This window comes from Quadrisphaera sp. DSM 44207 (assembly GCF_900101335.1).
In the GTDB taxonomy this organism is placed as follows: Bacteria; Actinomycetota; Actinomycetes; order Actinomycetales; family Quadrisphaeraceae; genus DSM-44207.
This window is the reverse complement of the sequence record NZ_FNKA01000003.1, coordinates 252677-267559: the sequence shown is the minus strand read 5'-3', so window position 1 is coordinate 267559 and position 14883 is coordinate 252677. Positions and strand designations below refer to the sequence as shown.

The following is a 14883-nucleotide window of genomic DNA, read 5'->3' as shown; positions in this document are numbered from 1 at the left end:
TCGTCCGCGAGCTCCCAGCCGGTGCTGCACCAACCGCACAGCATAAGTGCCCGGTGCCTGACGCGCCGGTGAGCGCGCCGAGAGCGCACCCGGACGGGCTCACCGGCGGGGGCGGGTCCACCGGCCCGCGCGGGCCGAGCGGCGCGGGCCGGGCCACGCCAGGGCGAAGTCCGTGACGGCCGGGCCGGCCATCCGCCGCACCGGCCCGGGGGCCCCCCAGAAGCGGGTGCGCAGCGCCGCGAGCTCCTGCGGCGGCAGCGCCGCGAGGGCCCGGCCGCTGCGCAGCACCTCGCACAGCTGCTCGAACGCGTCGGCGCGCTGGCCGGTGACGTTCTCCTCGAACGGGAGGGCCAGGTCGCGGTCCTGCGCCACGTAGCGCTCGTAGTCGTAGGCGTAGACGACGACCCCGGAGTCCCTCACGGCGATGTAGTCGTACAGCAGGCTCGAGTAGTCGGTGATGAGGCAGTCGACCTCATCGAGCACCGGGTAGAGGTCCAGCCCCTCCGGCCACACCGCGACGTCGTCGAACGCGTCCAGCTGCTCCCCCACCCGGGCGGCCGTGAAGGGGTGGAGCTTGAGCAGCAGGAGCCCGCCGGTCGGCCGCAGCGCCTCCGAGAGCGCGGCCAGGTCGGGCACGGCCTCGGCGAGCACGTCCGCGTCGTCGTCGCGCAGGGTCGGCGCGTACAGGTACACCGTGCGCCCGGCGCACCGGCGCCGCAGGGCGTCGTAGTCGCCGAAGCGCAGGCACAGCCGGCGGAAGTCCTCGTCCACGAGCGCGTCCAGGCGCGGGTAGCCCAGCTGGGGGCACCGCTCGATCGGGATGTCGAAGGAGCGGGCGAAGTGCGCGGCCATGGTCGGGGAGGTCGCCAGCACCAGCGCCGGACGGCGGAAGCGGTGCGCGGAGCGCAGGTAGACGTCGGGGCGCCACAGGCGGCGGTACAGCCCGGCGTTGGCGCCCACGGTCGCCCCGCGCAGGATGTTCTTGATGCCGACGCCGTGCCAGGTGTTGAGCAGGCGCGCCCCGCCCGAGAGGGCCAGGGAGGTGTCGCTGGCGTCGTTGGCCACCACGTGCCACTGCGCCCGCGCGGCCACGGCCACGCCGGCGAGCGACCAGCGCAGCTCGCAGCGGTAGCCGTGCTCGCGCAGCAGCCGGCGGGTGGCGGGGCTGCCGGTCAGCCACACCGCCCGCACGTCCGGCCGGTGCTCGCTGACCCACAGGAACAGGTGCTTGGGGTTGCCCGAGAACCCGTCCTGCGGCGCCCCGAAGGCCCACAGCCCCGGCCGGCGGGGCACCAGGTGGGACAGCGGGAAGAGCACGCAGCGCTGCAGCAGCGCCAGCAGGACGCTCATCGCGCGGGCTGCGGCGACAGGTAGGAGCGGTCGTGCCAGGCGGGCCAGGCGGAGCGCTGCGAGCGGTCGCGGGGCGGCGGGGCGGGCCAGCGCACCGGCTCGGCGGCCAGGTGCTGCAGCACCCGGGCGCTGGCCCCGCCCTCGGGGTGCTTGTGGAAGACCGAGCGCACCCGGGCGCGCTCGGCGCGGTGCGGGTCCTGGCCCGACAGCTCGGCGTCCAGGGCGGCGAGGAGCTGCTCCGGGGTGACCGCCCTGGTGCCCGGTGTGAGCTCCTCGTAGCGGAAGAAGAAGCCCCGCGCGCCCTCGTACTCCTGCAGGTCGACCGGCGTGAAGACGACCGGGCGGTCGAGCAGCAGGAAGTCGGTGTAGATCGAGGAGTAGTCGGTGACGAGGACGTCCACGTGCTTGAGCAGCTCGTTCGCGTCGGGGAAGACGGTGTCGTCGGCCGCCTGCACCCGCGGGGAGCCGACCCGCTCGATCGTGGCGCGCGCGGCGTCCGCCTCGTAGTAGTGCGGCCGCACGAGCAGCGTCGCGTCGTGCCGCTCCAGGAGGGCGACCAGGGCCGCCGCGTCCGTGCCCGGGACGGGCAGGTAGTCCTCCAGCAGCGCCCAGTCCCGGAAGGTCGGGGCGTAGAGCACGGTCCTGCCCGCCAGCACGGGGTGCCGCTCCACGAGCCCCGGGTCGGCGGGCTCCAGCAGCGCGTCGGTGCGCGGGACGCCGGTGGTCCAGATGTCGGCCAGGGGCAGGCGGTAGGCGCGCTCCCAGAAGGTCGCCTCGAAGTCGGAGGCGCACACCACGTGGGCGTAGGTGCTGGTCTCCCGGTCCAGGGACGGCAGGTCCACGTCGCGCTTGGCGTAGCCCATGGTCTTCGGGCCCACCCCGTGGGTGAGCTGGGTGAAGCGGCGCAGCCGGGAGTAGCCGAGCAGGCCGACGTCGCGCCGCGAGTGCGAGACCAGGACGGCCCGGGCCCGCACCCCGAGCAGGAGGGCCCGCGGGCCCGTGGCCATCAGCGCCCGGCCGGGGTGCTCGGCCCGCACGGCCTCCAGGACGGCGCGCGAGGTGGTGAACCAGTACGGGTCCCAGTCCCCGGTGCGCAGGGCGTCCTCGAACAGCCGCTTCGAGCTGCCCCCGAACTTCGCGCCGTCGTCGCCGCCGAGGGCCAGCACGGTGCGCGACTTGGGCACCGCGTAGTCCAGCGCCGTCACGAGACCGGTCAGCACCGTGCGCACGGCGGTCCGCAGCGGCTGCAGCCGGCCGGCGGTGCGCGCGCGGCGGTTCACGACCCCCTCTCCGGGCGGCCCGCTGGTGGTCATGCACGTCCCTTCCTGCAGTCGAGGCGCCGCGGGTGCGCCGGCCGGCGGCGGGTCCGGCCGCCGGGTGCGGCGCCCTGGCCGCGCGGGGAGCCGGAGGACAGTATGGGCGCCGGCTCCCCGGGCGGCCCCCACCGAGCGGGTCAGCGGCGCCAGACGTGCACGGCGCAGGCCAGCAGCGCCGTCATCGCGCCGAGCTCGCCGCCCGCCTCGACGAAGGTCACCAGGAGGTCGACCACGCTGTTGTCGGTCACCTCCTCGATGCCCTCGTGCAGGATGTCGACCCCCGCGCCGAAGAGCATCAGCACGCCCATCAGGGCGGCGAGCAGCCAGGAGTCCCGCCGCACCGAAGGGGAGCTGGCGAGGTGGGTCACCGCCAGCAGGAGCAGGACGGGGACGCCCAGCAGCACCCACGTCACCAGCTCGCCCAGCGCCTGCTGCGGCAGGGAGAGCACCTCGGGCACGAGCTGGCGGCGCGTCAGCCAGGCGCCGCCGGCCTCGTGCCAGCGCAGGGCGTCGTCGAGGGCCACGACCGTCAGCGCCACCGCCCACCCGACGTACGCGAGGCCTCCGCGCTGCCGCAGCCCCCTGAGGAGCAGCAGCACGGCCGCCGCGGCGAGCTGGGCGTAGCCGAGGACCTCGATGAAGGAGCGGTCGCTGTTCACGGCCCACCGCGGGGAGGTGAAGGGCCCCACGTCCCAGAAGTACAGCTGGTGCGCCACGAGCAGGAACGGGATCGGCAGCAGCAGGAGGACCAGCAGGTGCAGGCTGCGGGTGCGGTGCGCCTCTCGCAGCGCGGCGGCCAGGGCCGCCCCGGGGGCGGCGGCGCGCTCGGCGATGCGGGGCATGCGGGTCTCCTCCTGCGGTGCGGCGCGCGCGAGCCGCAGGCGGCGTCCGGCCGGGCGTCGGCCCCCGTCCGTCGCAGGGGGCCCCTCGCGATCAGTCGGAGGGAGTGTGGACCGCCACCGCCTCCGCGCGGAAGACCGGGCCCCCGTTCGGAGCAGCGGCGCCGCGGACGAGGGGCTCGTGCCGGTCGGCCGCCCTCAGGACCGCCCCGAGGACCAGCGCGAGCGCGCAGGCGATGCAGACCCACCCCACCGACAGGGCCAGGATGACCATGCCCCCACTGTCGGGGCCGCAGGTGAACCGGCCGTGACGCGACCGTGGACCGGCCGGGAACCGCGCCGGTCGGGGAGAGGACCGGCCGAGCCCGCGGGGACTACGGTGCGCGGTGTGCAGATCGAGCCGCTGAGCATCGACGGCGCCTGGTCGATCACGCCCCGGCAGCTCACCGACGACCGCGGCACGTTCCTCGAGGCCTTCCGCTCCGACGCGCTGGCGGAGGCGGTCGGGCGCCGGCTGGAGGTGGCCCAGGTCAACTGCTCCGTCTCCGCCGCCGGCGTCATCCGCGGCGTCCACTTCGCCGACGTGCCACCGGGCCAGGCCAAGTACGTCACGTGCCCGGTCGGCGCCGTCCTCGACGTCGTCGTCGACGTCCGCGTCGGCTCCCCCACGCACGGCGCGTGGGACGCCGTCCTGCTGGACGACGTCGACCGGCGCGCCGTCTACCTCGCCGAGGGCCTGGGTCACGCCTTCTGCTCCCTCACCGACGGGAGCACCGTCACGTACCTGTGCTCGACCGCGTACGACCCGGCGGTGGAGCGCGGCGTCCACCCGCTGGACCCGGACGTCGGCATCGCCTGGCCCCGCACCGGGCGCGAGGGCCAGGCGCTGACCTGGCGCCTGTCCGCCAAGGACCAGCGGGCACCCGCCCTCGCCGCGGCCCGCACGGGCGGCCTCCTCCCGGCGGTGGACCGGACCTGAGCGGGCGCGCCCTGCCGGACCGCCGCTCAGGACTGCGCGTCGGAGGCCGCGTCGGTCGCTCGCGTCGTGGCGGCGTCCTCGGCCGCCGGCTCGTCCTTGGGGTCGTGCTCGATGCCGAGCTCGGCCTCGGAGGCGGCCAGGTCGGCCTCGACGTCGGCGGCGCTCGGGGCGGCCACGACGGAGACGACGATGGCCTCCGGGTCGCCGGACAGCTCGACCCCGGCGGGCAGGCGCACCTGGCCGGCCGTGACCTGGGTGCCGGCCTGCGCGCCCTCCACGTCCACCGTGATGACCTCGGGCAGGTGGGTCGCCTCGGCCGTCACGCCCAGGGTGTTCGCCTCGACCGCCACCACCGCCCCGGGGTCCGCCTCGCCGGACAGGTGCACCGGCACCTGCACCTCGATGCGCTCGCCGCGGCGCACGAGGACGAGGTCGAGGTGCTCGATCTCGCGGCGGATCGGCTCGACCTGCACGTCCTTGACCACGGCGAGCGCGTTCTCGCCGCCCTCCAGCTGCAGGGACAGCAGCGCGTTGGCGTGCTTGACGGCGAGCATCGTCTCGTGCCCGGGCAGGGAGATGTGGCGCGGCGCCTCGCCGTGCCCGTACAGGACGGCGGGGATCTTGTGCGCGCGCCGGATCCGCCGCGCGGCGCCCTTGCCGAACTGCGTGCGCGTCTCGGCGGTCAGGCTCGTGCCGGTGACGGTGCCGGCGTCGGTGTTCTGGGACACGGTCGTGCTCCTCGGTGCCTCGCCCGCGCGGGTCGCGCGCGGTCTCCTGCGGTGGTCTCGTGCGGTGGTCTCGTGCCGTCGGCGCGCCCCAGCGCGGACGCGGCGAGCGCCCACCGCGTCGATTCCGGACGGACGGCGGGCCCTCGCCCGCCGTGCGGCGTCCCTCGCCGAGGCAACCGCGCGAGTCTAGCCCGCTCTCAGCTGTTGCCGTCGAAGAGGCTGGTCACCGAGCCGTCGTCGAAGACCTCGCGGATGGCGCGCGCCAGCAGCGGCGCGATGGACAGCACCGTCAGCTGGGGGAAGTGCGCCTTCTCGGGGATCGGCAGGGTGTTGGTGACCACGACCTCGGAGATCGGGCTCTCCCGGAGCCGCTGCACCGCCGGACCGGACAGGATCGCGTGCGTGGCCGCCACGACGACCTCGGCGGCGCCGTTCTCCTTCAGCGCGTGCGCGGCCTGCACGATGGTGCCCGCGGTGTCGATCATGTCGTCGACGAGCACGCACGTGCGCCCCGCGACGTCGCCGACCAGCTCGTGCACCTGCACCTGGTTCGGGCGGTCCGGGTCGCGGCGCTTGTGGATGATCGCCAGCGGGGCGCCGAGCCTGTCCGACCACACGTCCGCCAGGCGCACGCGGCCGGCGTCCGGGGAGACCACGGTCAGGCGCGAGGCGTCCTCGACGCGCCGGCGCACGTAGTCCGACAGCAGGGGCAGCGCCCACAGGTGGTCCACCGGCCCGTCGAAGAAGCCCTGGATCTGCGCCGTGTGCAGGTCCACGCTCATCAGCCGGTCGGCGCCGGCGGTGCGGAAGAGGTCGGCGACCAGCCGCGCGGAGATCGGCTCGCGGCCGCGGTGCTTCTTGTCCTGGCGCGCGTAGCCGTAGAACGGCGCGACCACGGAGATCCGCTTGGCGGAGGCCCGCTTGAGGGCGTCCACCATGATCAGCTGCTCCATGATCCACTGGTTGATCGGCGCGCTGTGGCTCTGCAGGACGAACGCGTCGCAGCCGCGCACGCTCTCCTCGAAGCGCACGTAGATCTCGCCGTTGGCGAAGTCGTACGCGGACGTCGGCACCATCGTGACGCCCAGCTCCCGGGACACCTCCTCGGCGAGCTCGGGGTGCGCGCGCCCGCCGATGAGGACGAGGCGCTTCTCCCCGGTGGTCGTGATGCCGGTCATGCTGGTGCTCCTGACTGCTCGTCGTCCTGCGCCGCCTCGGCGGCCGCGGCGGCTTCGGCGGCCTCGCGGGCGCGGCGGGCGGCCGCGGCGGCCGGGCTGCCGGCGCGGCGGCGCTCCACCCACCCCCGCACGACCCGCTGCCTGCCGCGGGCCACGGCCATCGCGCCCGGCGGCACGTCCTCGGTGATCACCGACCCCGCCGCCGTGTAGGCGCCGTCCCCGACGACCACGGGCGCCACGAGCATCGTGTCGCTGCCCACCCGCGCGTGGTCGCCGACCCGGGTGCGGTGCTTGGCCACGCCGTCGTAGTTGACGAAGACCGTCGCCGCGCCGACGTTCGCGCCCTCGCCGATCTCCGCGTCCCCGACGTAGGACAGGTGCGGCACCTTGCTGCCGCGCCCGATGGTGGAGCCCTTGACCTCCACGAACGCCCCGATCCGCGCGTCCGCGCCCAGGTGCGTGCCCGGCCGCAGGAACGAGAACGGGCCCACGCTCGCGCCCGGGCCGACCTGCGCGCCGCTGCCGTGGGTGCGCACCACGCTGGCGCCCTCCCCGACGACGACGTCGGTGAGGGTGGTGTCCGGGCCGATGCTCGCGCCCTCCCCCACCCGGGTGGCCCCGTGCAGCTGCGTGCCCGGCAGCAGGGTCACGTCGCGCGCCAGCTCGACGTCGACGTCCACCCACGTGGTCGCCGGGTCGACGACGGTGACGCCGGCGCGCATGTGCGCCTCGACGGTGCGCCGGTTCAGCTCGGCGCCGAGCCGGGCCAGCTGCACGCGGTCGTTGACCCCCTCCACCTGCACCGGGTCCTGCACCGGGCGGGCGCTCACGCGGTGCCCGCCGGCGCGCGCCAGCGCGAGCACGTCGGTCAGGTACACCTCGCCCTGGGCGTTGTCGCGGCCCAGGCGCGGCAGGGCGTCGGCGAGGACCGCCGCGTCGAAGGCGTAGACGCCGCTGTTGACCTCCAGGACCGCCCGCTGCTCCTCGGTGGCGTCCTTCTGCTCCACGATCGCCGTGACGGCGCCGTCCGCGTCGCGCACGACCCGCCCGTAGCCGGTGGGGTCGGGCAGGACGGCGGTCAGCACCGTCACTGCGCTGCCCTCGGCCTCGTGCGCGGCGACGAGGTCGCCCAGCGTGCTCGGAGCGAGCAGCGGCACGTCGCCGCAGGTGACGAGCACCGTGCCGCGCAACCCGTCCCCGCTCTCGGGCAGGGCGCCCAGGCCGCAGGCGACCGCCCGGCCCGTGCCCGGGACGTCGTCCTGGTCGGCCACGAGGGCGCCGGGGTCGACCTCGGCGACGTGGGCGGCGACGCGCTCGCGCTCGTGGCGCACGACGATGACGAGGTGCTCGGGGCCGGCGGCGCGGGCCGCGGCCACCGCGTGCCCCAGCAGCGTGCGGCCGCCGATCGCGTGGAGGACCTTGGGGGTCGCCGACCTCATCCGGGTGCCCTCACCGGCGGCGAGGACGACGACGGCGACGGGGCGGGCGGGGCTCACGCGCTCGGCGCTCCTCGCAGGAGGGGTCGGGGCGGGCCCGACTCTACCGGCCGGCCCACCGCCCTCCGGCCCTGCGCTCCCCCGCGAGGATTCGAACCTCGGTGAACTCATCCAAAGTGAGCCGTCCTGCCACTAGACGACGGGGGACCGGCTGCTGCAGCTGCGGCGCTCCTACCCTCCCACGGCCGCGAGGCACGAGCGGCCCCACCAGGACCGGACGAGGCGGCGAGCGGCTCCCCGGCTCCCGGCTCGGGCAGGATGGGCCGGTGAGCAGGACGCGGATGACCGGGGCGCAGCGGCGCGAGCAGCTGCTCGACGTCGGTCGCACCCTGTTCGCGGACAAGGGCTTCGAGGGCGCGAGCGTGGAGGAGATCGCCGCCCGCGCACAGGTGTCCAAGCCGGTGGTCTACGAGCACTTCGGCGGCAAGGAGGGCCTGTACGCGGTCGTCGTCGACCGGGAGGTGCGGGCGCTGCTCGACGCCATCACGGGCGCGCTCGCCGTCCCGGGCCACCCGCGGCAGATGCTCGAGCGCGCCACGATGGCGCTGCTGACCTACGTCGAGACCTCCACCGACGGCTTCCGGATCCTCGTGCGCGACTCCCCCGTGGCGCAGGCGACCGGCACGTTCGCCAGCCTCATCGGGGACATCGCCACGCAGGTGGAGCACCTGCTGGAGGAGCAGTTCTCCCGCCGCGGCCTTGAGACGGGCACGGCGCCGATGTACGCGCAGATGCTCGTCGGCATGGTGGCGCTGACCGGGCAGTGGTGGCTGGGCAGCCGCACCCCGGCCAAGGCGCAGGTCGCGGCGCACCTGGTGAACCTGGCGTGGAACGGGCTCTGCGGGCTGGAGCCGGACCCGCGCCTGACGTCGCGGCCGTGAGCGGCGCCGTCGCCAGCGGCACGGACGGTGGCCTCGACGGCGGCCCCGACGGCGGCGCTGACGGCGGCGCTGACGGCGGCGCTGACGGCGGCGCGCGGGACGAGGTCGACCGGATCGTCGCCGCCTGGCACCGCGAGCGCCCCGACCTCGACGTCAGCCCGCTGCTCGTGCTCTCGCGGATCAGCCGGCTGGCGCACCACCTGGACCGCGCGCGCGGCGCGGCCTTCGCGGCGTCCGGCCTGGAGACGTGGGAGTTCGACGTGCTGGCGGCCCTGCGCCGCGCGGGGGCGCCGCACGAGCTGTCGCCGTCCGCGCTGTCGGCCCAGACGCTCGTGACGAGCGGCACGATGACCAACCGGATCGACCGCCTCGCCGCCCGTGAGCTGGTCGAGCGCCACCCCGACCCGGCCGACCGGCGCGGCGTGCTGGTGCGGCTGACGGACGCCGGCGCGCAGCGCGTGGACGCCGCCATGGCGGACCTGCTGGTGCGCGAGCGCGCCGCCCTGGCGCCGCTGGCGCCGGCGGCGGCGCAGGTGCTGGCCGAGCAGCTGCGCGCGCTGCTGGCGCCGTTCGAGGACTGACGCGCTCAGCCGGCCAGGTCGGCGGCGAGCAGCCACTCCTCCTCCAGCGCGGCGCGCTGGGCGGTGACGCCGCGCAGGTCGGCGTCGAGGCGCAGCACGGCCTCGTGGTCGGTGGCCCGCTCGGCCATCGCGGCGTGCAGCGCGGCCTCGCGCTCCTCGAGGCGGGCCAGCTGCCGCTCGAGGCGGGCCATCTCCTTGCGGGCGCCGCGGACGTCGGCGGCCGAGGCCGTCGGGCCCGCCCCCGCGGCCGGCGGGGGCGCGGGGGCGAGGTCGCGGGCGGGGGTGGGGGCGGCCTGGGCGGCGCGGCGCAGCGCCAGGTACTGCTCGGCGCCGCCGGGCAGGTCGCGCAGCGCGCCGTCGCCGAGCAGGGCGAGCTGGACGTCGGTGGTGCGCTCGAGCAGGTAGCGGTCGTGGGAGACGACGACGAGGGTGCCGGGGAAGGAGTCGAGGACGTCCTCGACGGCGGTGAGGGTGTCGGTGTCGAGGTCGTTGGTCGGCTCGTCGAGCAGCAGCAGGTTGGGCTCGCGGGTGAGCAGGCGCGCGAGCTGCAGGCGGCGCCGCTCGCCGCCGGAGAGGTCCGCCACCGGCGTCCAGGCGCGCTCGGCGGGGAAGCCGAGCCGCTCCACGAGCGTGGAGGCGCTGACCTCCTTCCCGTCCACCTGCACGGTACGGGCCTCGCGCTCGACGGCCTCGAGCACGCGCAGCCCGGCCACCTGGTCCAGCTCGTGCAGGGACTGCGAGAGCACGGCCGGGCGCACGGTGGCGCCGCGGCGCACGCGCCCGGACGCGGGGGCCAGCTCGCCGGTGACGAGCCGCAGCAGGGTGGTCTTGCCCGAGCCGTTGACGCCGACGAGCCCGACCCGGTCGCCGGGGCCGAGGCGCCACGTGACGCGGTCGAGGAGCACGCGCCGCTGCTCGCCCTCCCCGACGGCGCACGTGACGTCCTCGAGGTCCACGACGTCCCTGCCCAGGCGGGCGCTGGCGGTGCGCTGCAGCTGGACGCCGTCGCGCGGGGGCGGCTCGTCGGCGACGAGGGCGGCGGCGGCCTCGAGGCGGAACCGCGGCTTGCTCGTGCGGGCCGGGGCGCCGCGGCGCAGCCAGGCGAGCTCCTTGCGCAGCAGGTTCGCGCGCCGCTCGGCGGTGGCGGCGGCGACGCGGGCGCGCTCGGCGCGGGCGAGGACGTAGGCGGCGTACCCGCCGTCGTAGGCGTCGACGACGCCGTCGTGCACCTCCCAGGTGCGCTCGACGGCCGCGTCGAGGAACCAGCGGTCGTGGGTGACGACGACGAGCGCGCCGCGCCCGGCGGGCCAGCGGGTGCGCAGGTGCTCGGCGAGCCAGGCGACGCCCTCGACGTCGAGGTGGTTGGTCGGCTCGTCGAGCAGGACGACGTCGTGGTCGCCGACGAGCAGGCGGGCGAGGGCGACCCGGCGGCGCTGGCCGCCGGACAGCTGCCCCACGAGGGCGTCGGCGCCGCCGGGCGCCGTGAGCTCGAGGTCGCCGAGCAGGCCGTCGAGCACGCCGCGCACGGCGGCGTCGGCGGCCCAGGCGTGGTCGGGCGCGTCGCCGACGACCGCGCGGCGCACGGTCGCGGCGGGGTCGAGGTCGTCGACCTGGCTGAGCATCCCCAGGCGCAGGCCGCGGCTGTGGGTGACGCGGCCGCCGTCCGGGGCCTGGCGGCGCGCCACCACGCGCAGGAGGGTGGACTTGCCGTCGCCGTTGCGGCCGACGACGCCGACGCGCGCGCCGTCGTCCAGGCCGAGGGAGACGCCGTCGAGCACCGTGCGCGCGCCGGCGACCACGGTGACGGACTCGAGGTTGAGCAGGTGGGCCATCGGCCCCAGGATCCCACCCGCGCGGCGGCGCCCTCAGCGCGAGGAGTGGGAGGGGTGGTGCGGGGAGGTGGCGACCGGCTCGACGGAGCGGGCGCCCGGCACGGGCCCGGTCACGCGCCGCACGTCGGAGGCCACGCCCGAGGCGGTCAGGGCGACGGCCAGCTCCAGCGCCGCGTCGCTGTCGGGGACGAGGAAGGCGACGGTCGGCCCGGAGCCGGAGACCAGCCCGCCGAGCGCCCCGTGGTCCTCCCCCAGCGCGAGCGCGCGGCGCAGGCCGGGCCGCAGCGAGCAGGCGGCCTCCTGCAGGTCGTTGACCAGCGCCGCCCCCACGCGCGCGGGGTCGCCCGAGCGCAGGGCCTGGCCCAGCTCCTGCGGCACGTCCGGCTCGAGCTCGGGCACCGGCGCCTCGCCGGCCGCGCGCAGGCGGTCCAGCTCGGCGTACACCTGCGGCGTGGACAGCCCGTCCGGGCTCAGGGCGAGCACCCAGTGGTACTCGCCGCGCCCCAGCACGGGGCTGAGCCGCTCCCCGCGGCCGGTGCCGAGCGCCGTGCCGCCGACGAGGGCGAACGGCACGTCGCTGCCGAGCTCGGCGCCCAGCTCGGCCAGCTCCTCGCGGTGCAGCCCGGTGCCCCACAGCAGGTCGCAGGCCAGCAGCGCGGCGGCGGCGTCCGCCGACCCGCCGGCCATGCCGCCGCCGACGGGCACCGTCTTGCGCACGGCCAGGCGGGCCCGCGGCGCCGCGCCGGTGCGCTCGGCGAGCAGGAGGGCGGCCCGGACCGCGAGGTTCGAGGCGTCGGTGGGGACCTCCGCGGCGCCCGGGCCGCGCACGACGACGCTGACGCCCTCGTCGTCCTCGGGCAGGCGGGCGGAGACCTCCTCGAACAGCGAGACGGCCTGGAAGACGGACACCAGCTCGTGGTAGCCGTCCTCGCGCAGCGGACCCACCCGCAGCGCCAGGTTGATCTTGGCTGGCGCGCGGACGACGACCCGGTCCCCTCTCGGGCTCACCCGGGGGACCCTACGTGACGAGCGCGGTGCCCGAGGGCGACCCGGGACGGCGCCTGACCGGCAGGGCACCGGCAGCGGGCCGGCAGCGGGTCAGTAGGCCCCGCGGCTGCGCAGCACCGCCCCGACCGTCTTCCACAGGATCATGAAGTCGAACGCGAAGGACCAGTTCTCGACGTAGCGCAGGTCCAGGCGCACCGACTCGTCCCAGTCGAGGTCCGAGCGGCCGTTGATCTGCCACAGGCCGGTCAGGCCGGGCTTGACGAGCAGGCGGCGGCGCACGTCGTCCCCGTACAGGGCCACCTCGCTGGCCAGCGGCGGGCGCGGGCCGACGAGCGACATCTCGCCCTTGAGCACGTTGATCAGCTGCGGCAGCTCGTCGAGGGAGTAGCGGCGCAGGACCTTCCCGACGCGGGTGACGCGCGGGTCCTCCTTCATCTTGAACAGCACGCCGTTGCCCTCGCTGCGCTCGCGCAGGTCCATCAGGCGGCGCTCGGCGTCCGTGACCATGCTGCGGAACTTCAGCATGCCGAAGTCCTGGCCGTCCTTGCCGACGCGGGCCTGGCGGAAGAACACCGGGCCCCGGCTGTCCAGCGTGATCGCCAGGGCGATCAGGAGGAAGAGGGGCAGGAGCACCAGCAGCCCCGCGGCCGAGGCCGTGCGGTCGACGGCGCCCTTGGCCAGGCGGCGCACGCCCGTCAGCTCGGGGCGGTGCAGGTGCAGCAGCGGCAGGCCGCACACGGGCCGGATCGCCACGCGCGGGCCGATCACCTCGGTGACCGCGGGGGCCACGAACAGCTCGGCGCGGGTTCCCTCGAGGTCCCAGCCGAGGCGGCGCAGGGTGGGCCCGTCAAGCTCGGGCGTGGGCAGCACCGCGACGGCCTCGACGCCCTCGCGGGCGGCGACCGCGGCGACCTCGTCCAGCGTGCCGAGCACCGGGACGTCGAGGGCGGCGAGCGCGTCGTCGTCCTCCTCGCCGGGCAGGGCCGGGGGCAAGCACGCCCCCGCCACCCGCATGCCGTGGTAGGAGGCGCGGCTCATCTGCCGGACCATGGCGAGGACGCCGGCGCGGTGGCCGGCGACGAGGACGCGCTGGGTGTACTCGCCGTGCGCGCGGCGCGCGTGCAGCCAGCGCCGCCACGCGTAGCGGCTGACGAGGGTGAGCACGGCGGCCAGCGGGAGGGCGAGGATGACGAACCCGCGGGCGAGCTCCAGCTTGAAGGCCCAGGACGTCGTGGCGACGGCGGCGAGCACGAAGGTGGCGGCGCGCAGGACCCGGTCGAACTCCTCGCTGCCCAGCCCCAGGAAGCGGGCCTCGTAGGCGCGGAAGGTGAGCATCGCCCCCAGCCACAGCACGGGCAGGGCCGGCAGGACCCACAGGAGGACGTCCGGGTGCCCGTCCGACGGCGCCTCGAAGCGGACGAAGTAGGCGAGCGCCGTCGCGAGGGTGATGGCGAGGAAGTCGGTCAGGACGATCTTCGCGAGGTAGTCGGAGCGCCAGTCGCCCGCCGTCGCGATCCGCTTGCGGACCGGGGAGGGCATCCGCAGGGCGGCCGTCCGAGGAGCGTCGTGGCGCAACGGCATGCTGGAGTGCTCCTCGCTCGATGGTCCTGGCGTGCTGGTGCTCGGGGGGTCCTGCTGGACCCGGCCCGGTCGGGGGGGGCGCGCCGTGACCGGATCACCTTCCACCACGCGCCCCGGCACAGCAACAGACTCGGCGCCCCGCGTATGCCGCAGGAGCCAAGCCGTCGCTCAACGATACAAGACGTGACTATGAGTCACAAAACGGCATCCCCGCGTGCGGAGGCGATGCGGGCGAAGTCCGCCACGGACAGTCGCTCGCCGCGCAGCGAGGGGTCCACCCCCGCCGCGCGCAGCACCCGCTCCGCCTCCGCGCCCGAGCCGGCCCAGGGCGCCAGGGCGGCGCGCAGGGTCTTGCGCCGCTGCGCGAAGGCGGCGTCGACGACCGCGAAGACCTGCTCCCGGCTCGCGCGCGTCGGCGGCGGGTCGCGGCGCACGAGGCGCACCAGGCCGGAGTCGACGTTGGGCACGGGCCAGAACACCGTGCGCCCGACGGCGCCGGCCGTGCTGACCTCGGCGTACCAGGCGGCCTTGACCGACGGCACGCCGTAGGTGCGCGAGCCGGGGGCGGCGGCCAGGCGCTCGGCCACCTCCGCCTGCACCATGACCAGCGCCCCCCGCAGGGTGGGGAAGCGCTGGAGCATCGTCAGCAGCACGGGCACGGCCACGTTGTAGGGCAGGTTGGCCACGAGCGCCGTCGGGTCCGGGCCGGGCAGGGCGCCCACCCGCAGGGCGTCGCCCGCCACGACCCGCAGGTGCCCGGCGAGGTCGGGACGGCGCTCGGCGACGGTGAGCGGCAGCTGGGCGGCCAGCACCGGGTCCACCTCCACCGCGACCACCCGGGCGCCGGTGGCCAGGAGGGCCAGCGTGAGGGAGCCGAGGCCCGGCCCGACCTCGACGACGACGTCGTCGGGGCCGACGCCGGCGCGGGCCGCGATCCGGCGCACCGTGCCGGGGTCGACGACGAAGTTCTGCCCCAGCTGCTTGGTCGGGCGCACGCCCAGACGGCCCGCCAGGGCCCGCACGTCGGCGGGACCCAGCAGGCCGTCGGGGGCTGCCGGCGTGCTCAGCTCAGCTCGGGCCTCTCAGCGCGGGCCTCGTCGCTCGGGCCTCGTCG

General features: G+C 76.4%; 14 protein-coding genes and 1 tRNA gene. 3 read left to right on the top strand and 12 right to left on the bottom strand.

What is annotated here, in order from left to right:
• Window positions 1–99 precede the first annotated feature (99 nt).
• The 4 genes from BLS82_RS11600 to BLS82_RS11585 all read right to left on the bottom strand — a co-directional run bounded on the left by BLS82_RS11600 (window position 100) and on the right by BLS82_RS11585 (window position 3779).
• The gene (locus BLS82_RS11600; protein WP_092865953.1) at window positions 100–1350 is read right to left on the bottom strand and encodes a CDP-glycerol glycerophosphotransferase family protein; all 1251 of its coding nucleotides are present in this window, start codon (window positions 1348–1350) and stop codon (window positions 100–102) included.
• A complete protein-coding gene (locus BLS82_RS11595) occupies window positions 1347–2663 on the bottom strand; it encodes a CDP-glycerol glycerophosphotransferase family protein (protein ID WP_092865950.1) in 1317 nt (438 codons plus the stop codon). The genes BLS82_RS11600 and BLS82_RS11595 overlap by 4 nt, the downstream gene beginning before the upstream one ends.
• 140 nt (window positions 2664–2803) lie before the next feature.
• Window positions 2804–3508, bottom strand: a complete 705-nt coding sequence (locus tag BLS82_RS11590; protein ID WP_092865947.1) for a hypothetical protein — start codon at window positions 3506–3508, stop codon at window positions 2804–2806.
• Window positions 3509–3599: 91 nt separating this feature from the next.
• On the bottom strand, window positions 3600–3779 hold the full coding sequence (locus tag BLS82_RS11585; RefSeq protein ID WP_092865944.1) for a hypothetical protein: 180 nt from the start codon (window positions 3777–3779) through the stop codon (window positions 3600–3602).
• A 114-nt stretch (window positions 3780–3893) separates the two neighbouring features.
• Between BLS82_RS11585 and BLS82_RS11580 the strand changes: the two genes are divergently transcribed.
• Window positions 3894–4484, top strand: a complete 591-nt coding sequence (locus BLS82_RS11580) for a dTDP-4-dehydrorhamnose 3,5-epimerase family protein (protein WP_092865941.1) — start codon at window positions 3894–3896, stop codon at window positions 4482–4484.
• Between the two features lie 26 nt (window positions 4485–4510).
• On the opposite strand, the gene BLS82_RS11575 is transcribed toward BLS82_RS11580, so the two are convergent.
• The 4 genes from BLS82_RS11575 to BLS82_RS11560 all read right to left on the bottom strand — a co-directional run bounded on the left by BLS82_RS11575 (window position 4511) and on the right by BLS82_RS11560 (window position 8033).
• Window positions 4511–5212 carry a 50S ribosomal protein L25/general stress protein Ctc gene (locus BLS82_RS11575; protein WP_092865938.1) on the bottom strand — a complete coding sequence of 234 codons (702 nt, stop codon included), beginning with the start codon at window positions 5210–5212 and terminating at the stop codon, window positions 4511–4513.
• Window positions 5213–5409: 197 nt separating this feature from the next.
• Window positions 5410–6390 carry a ribose-phosphate diphosphokinase gene (locus BLS82_RS11570; RefSeq protein ID WP_092865935.1) on the bottom strand — a complete coding sequence of 327 codons (981 nt, stop codon included), beginning with the start codon at window positions 6388–6390 and terminating at the stop codon, window positions 5410–5412.
• Window positions 6387–7886 carry a bifunctional UDP-N-acetylglucosamine diphosphorylase/glucosamine-1-phosphate N-acetyltransferase GlmU gene (glmU, locus tag BLS82_RS11565; RefSeq protein ID WP_092865932.1) on the bottom strand — a complete coding sequence of 500 codons (1500 nt, stop codon included), beginning with the start codon at window positions 7884–7886 and terminating at the stop codon, window positions 6387–6389. Before glmU ends, BLS82_RS11570 begins: the two co-directional genes overlap by 4 nt.
• A 76-nt stretch (window positions 7887–7962) precedes the next feature.
• Window positions 7963–8033 (bottom strand) — tRNA-Gln (locus BLS82_RS11560).
• A 134-nt stretch (window positions 8034–8167) separates the two neighbouring features.
• Here BLS82_RS11560 and BLS82_RS11555 point away from each other — a divergent pair.
• The gene (locus tag BLS82_RS11555) at window positions 8168–8767 is read left to right on the top strand and encodes a TetR/AcrR family transcriptional regulator (RefSeq protein WP_092865929.1); all 600 of its coding nucleotides are present in this window, start codon (window positions 8168–8170) and stop codon (window positions 8765–8767) included.
• A 113-nt stretch (window positions 8768–8880) separates the two neighbouring features.
• Window positions 8881–9348 (top strand): MarR family winged helix-turn-helix transcriptional regulator, encoded by a 468-nt coding sequence (locus tag BLS82_RS11550; RefSeq protein WP_255378346.1) that lies wholly within the window; start codon window positions 8881–8883, stop codon window positions 9346–9348.
• Window positions 9349–9353: 5 nt separating this feature from the next.
• Here the strand turns inward: BLS82_RS11550 and BLS82_RS11545 are convergent, their stop codons facing one another.
• The 4 genes from BLS82_RS11545 to rsmA form a co-directional block, all read right to left on the bottom strand.
• Complete coding sequence (locus BLS82_RS11545; RefSeq protein ID WP_092865923.1) at window positions 9354–11180, bottom strand: ABC-F family ATP-binding cassette domain-containing protein; 1827 nt, start codon at window positions 11178–11180, stop codon at window positions 9354–9356.
• Between the two features lie 33 nt (window positions 11181–11213).
• Window positions 11214–12188, bottom strand: a complete 975-nt coding sequence (locus BLS82_RS11540) for a 4-(cytidine 5'-diphospho)-2-C-methyl-D-erythritol kinase (RefSeq protein ID WP_092865920.1) — start codon at window positions 12186–12188, stop codon at window positions 11214–11216.
• Window positions 12189–12278: 90 nt separating this feature from the next.
• Window positions 12279–13769, bottom strand: coding sequence for a sugar transferase (locus BLS82_RS11535; protein WP_092865917.1), 1491 nt, complete (start codon window positions 13767–13769; stop codon window positions 12279–12281).
• Window positions 13770–13963: 194 nt separating this feature from the next.
• On the bottom strand, window positions 13964–14836 hold the full coding sequence (rsmA, locus tag BLS82_RS11530; protein ID WP_092865914.1) for a 16S rRNA (adenine(1518)-N(6)/adenine(1519)-N(6))-dimethyltransferase RsmA: 873 nt from the start codon (window positions 14834–14836) through the stop codon (window positions 13964–13966).
• Window positions 14837–14883: the final 47 nt, after the last annotated feature.

Coding starts and splice junctions, on each gene's coding strand:
- BLS82_RS11570 (WP_092865935.1), bottom strand. CDS start 6,390: ATGACCGGCATCACGACCACCGGGGAGAAGCGCCTCGTCCTCATCGGC.
- BLS82_RS11595 (WP_092865950.1), bottom strand. CDS start 2,663: ATGACCACCAGCGGGCCGCCCGGAGAGGGGGTCGTGAACCGCCGCGCG.
- BLS82_RS11600 (WP_092865953.1), bottom strand. CDS start 1,350: ATGAGCGTCCTGCTGGCGCTGCTGCAGCGCTGCGTGCTCTTCCCGCTG.
- BLS82_RS11585 (WP_092865944.1), bottom strand. CDS start 3,779: ATGGTCATCCTGGCCCTGTCGGTGGGGTGGGTCTGCATCGCCTGCGCG.
- BLS82_RS11590 (WP_092865947.1), bottom strand. CDS start 3,508: ATGCCCCGCATCGCCGAGCGCGCCGCCGCCCCCGGGGCGGCCCTGGCC.
- BLS82_RS11545 (WP_092865923.1), bottom strand. CDS start 11,180: ATGGCCCACCTGCTCAACCTCGAGTCCGTCACCGTGGTCGCCGGCGCG.
- BLS82_RS11535 (WP_092865917.1), bottom strand. CDS start 13,769: ATGCCGTTGCGCCACGACGCTCCTCGGACGGCCGCCCTGCGGATGCCC.
- BLS82_RS11555 (WP_092865929.1), top strand. CDS start 8,168: ATGACCGGGGCGCAGCGGCGCGAGCAGCTGCTCGACGTCGGTCGCACC.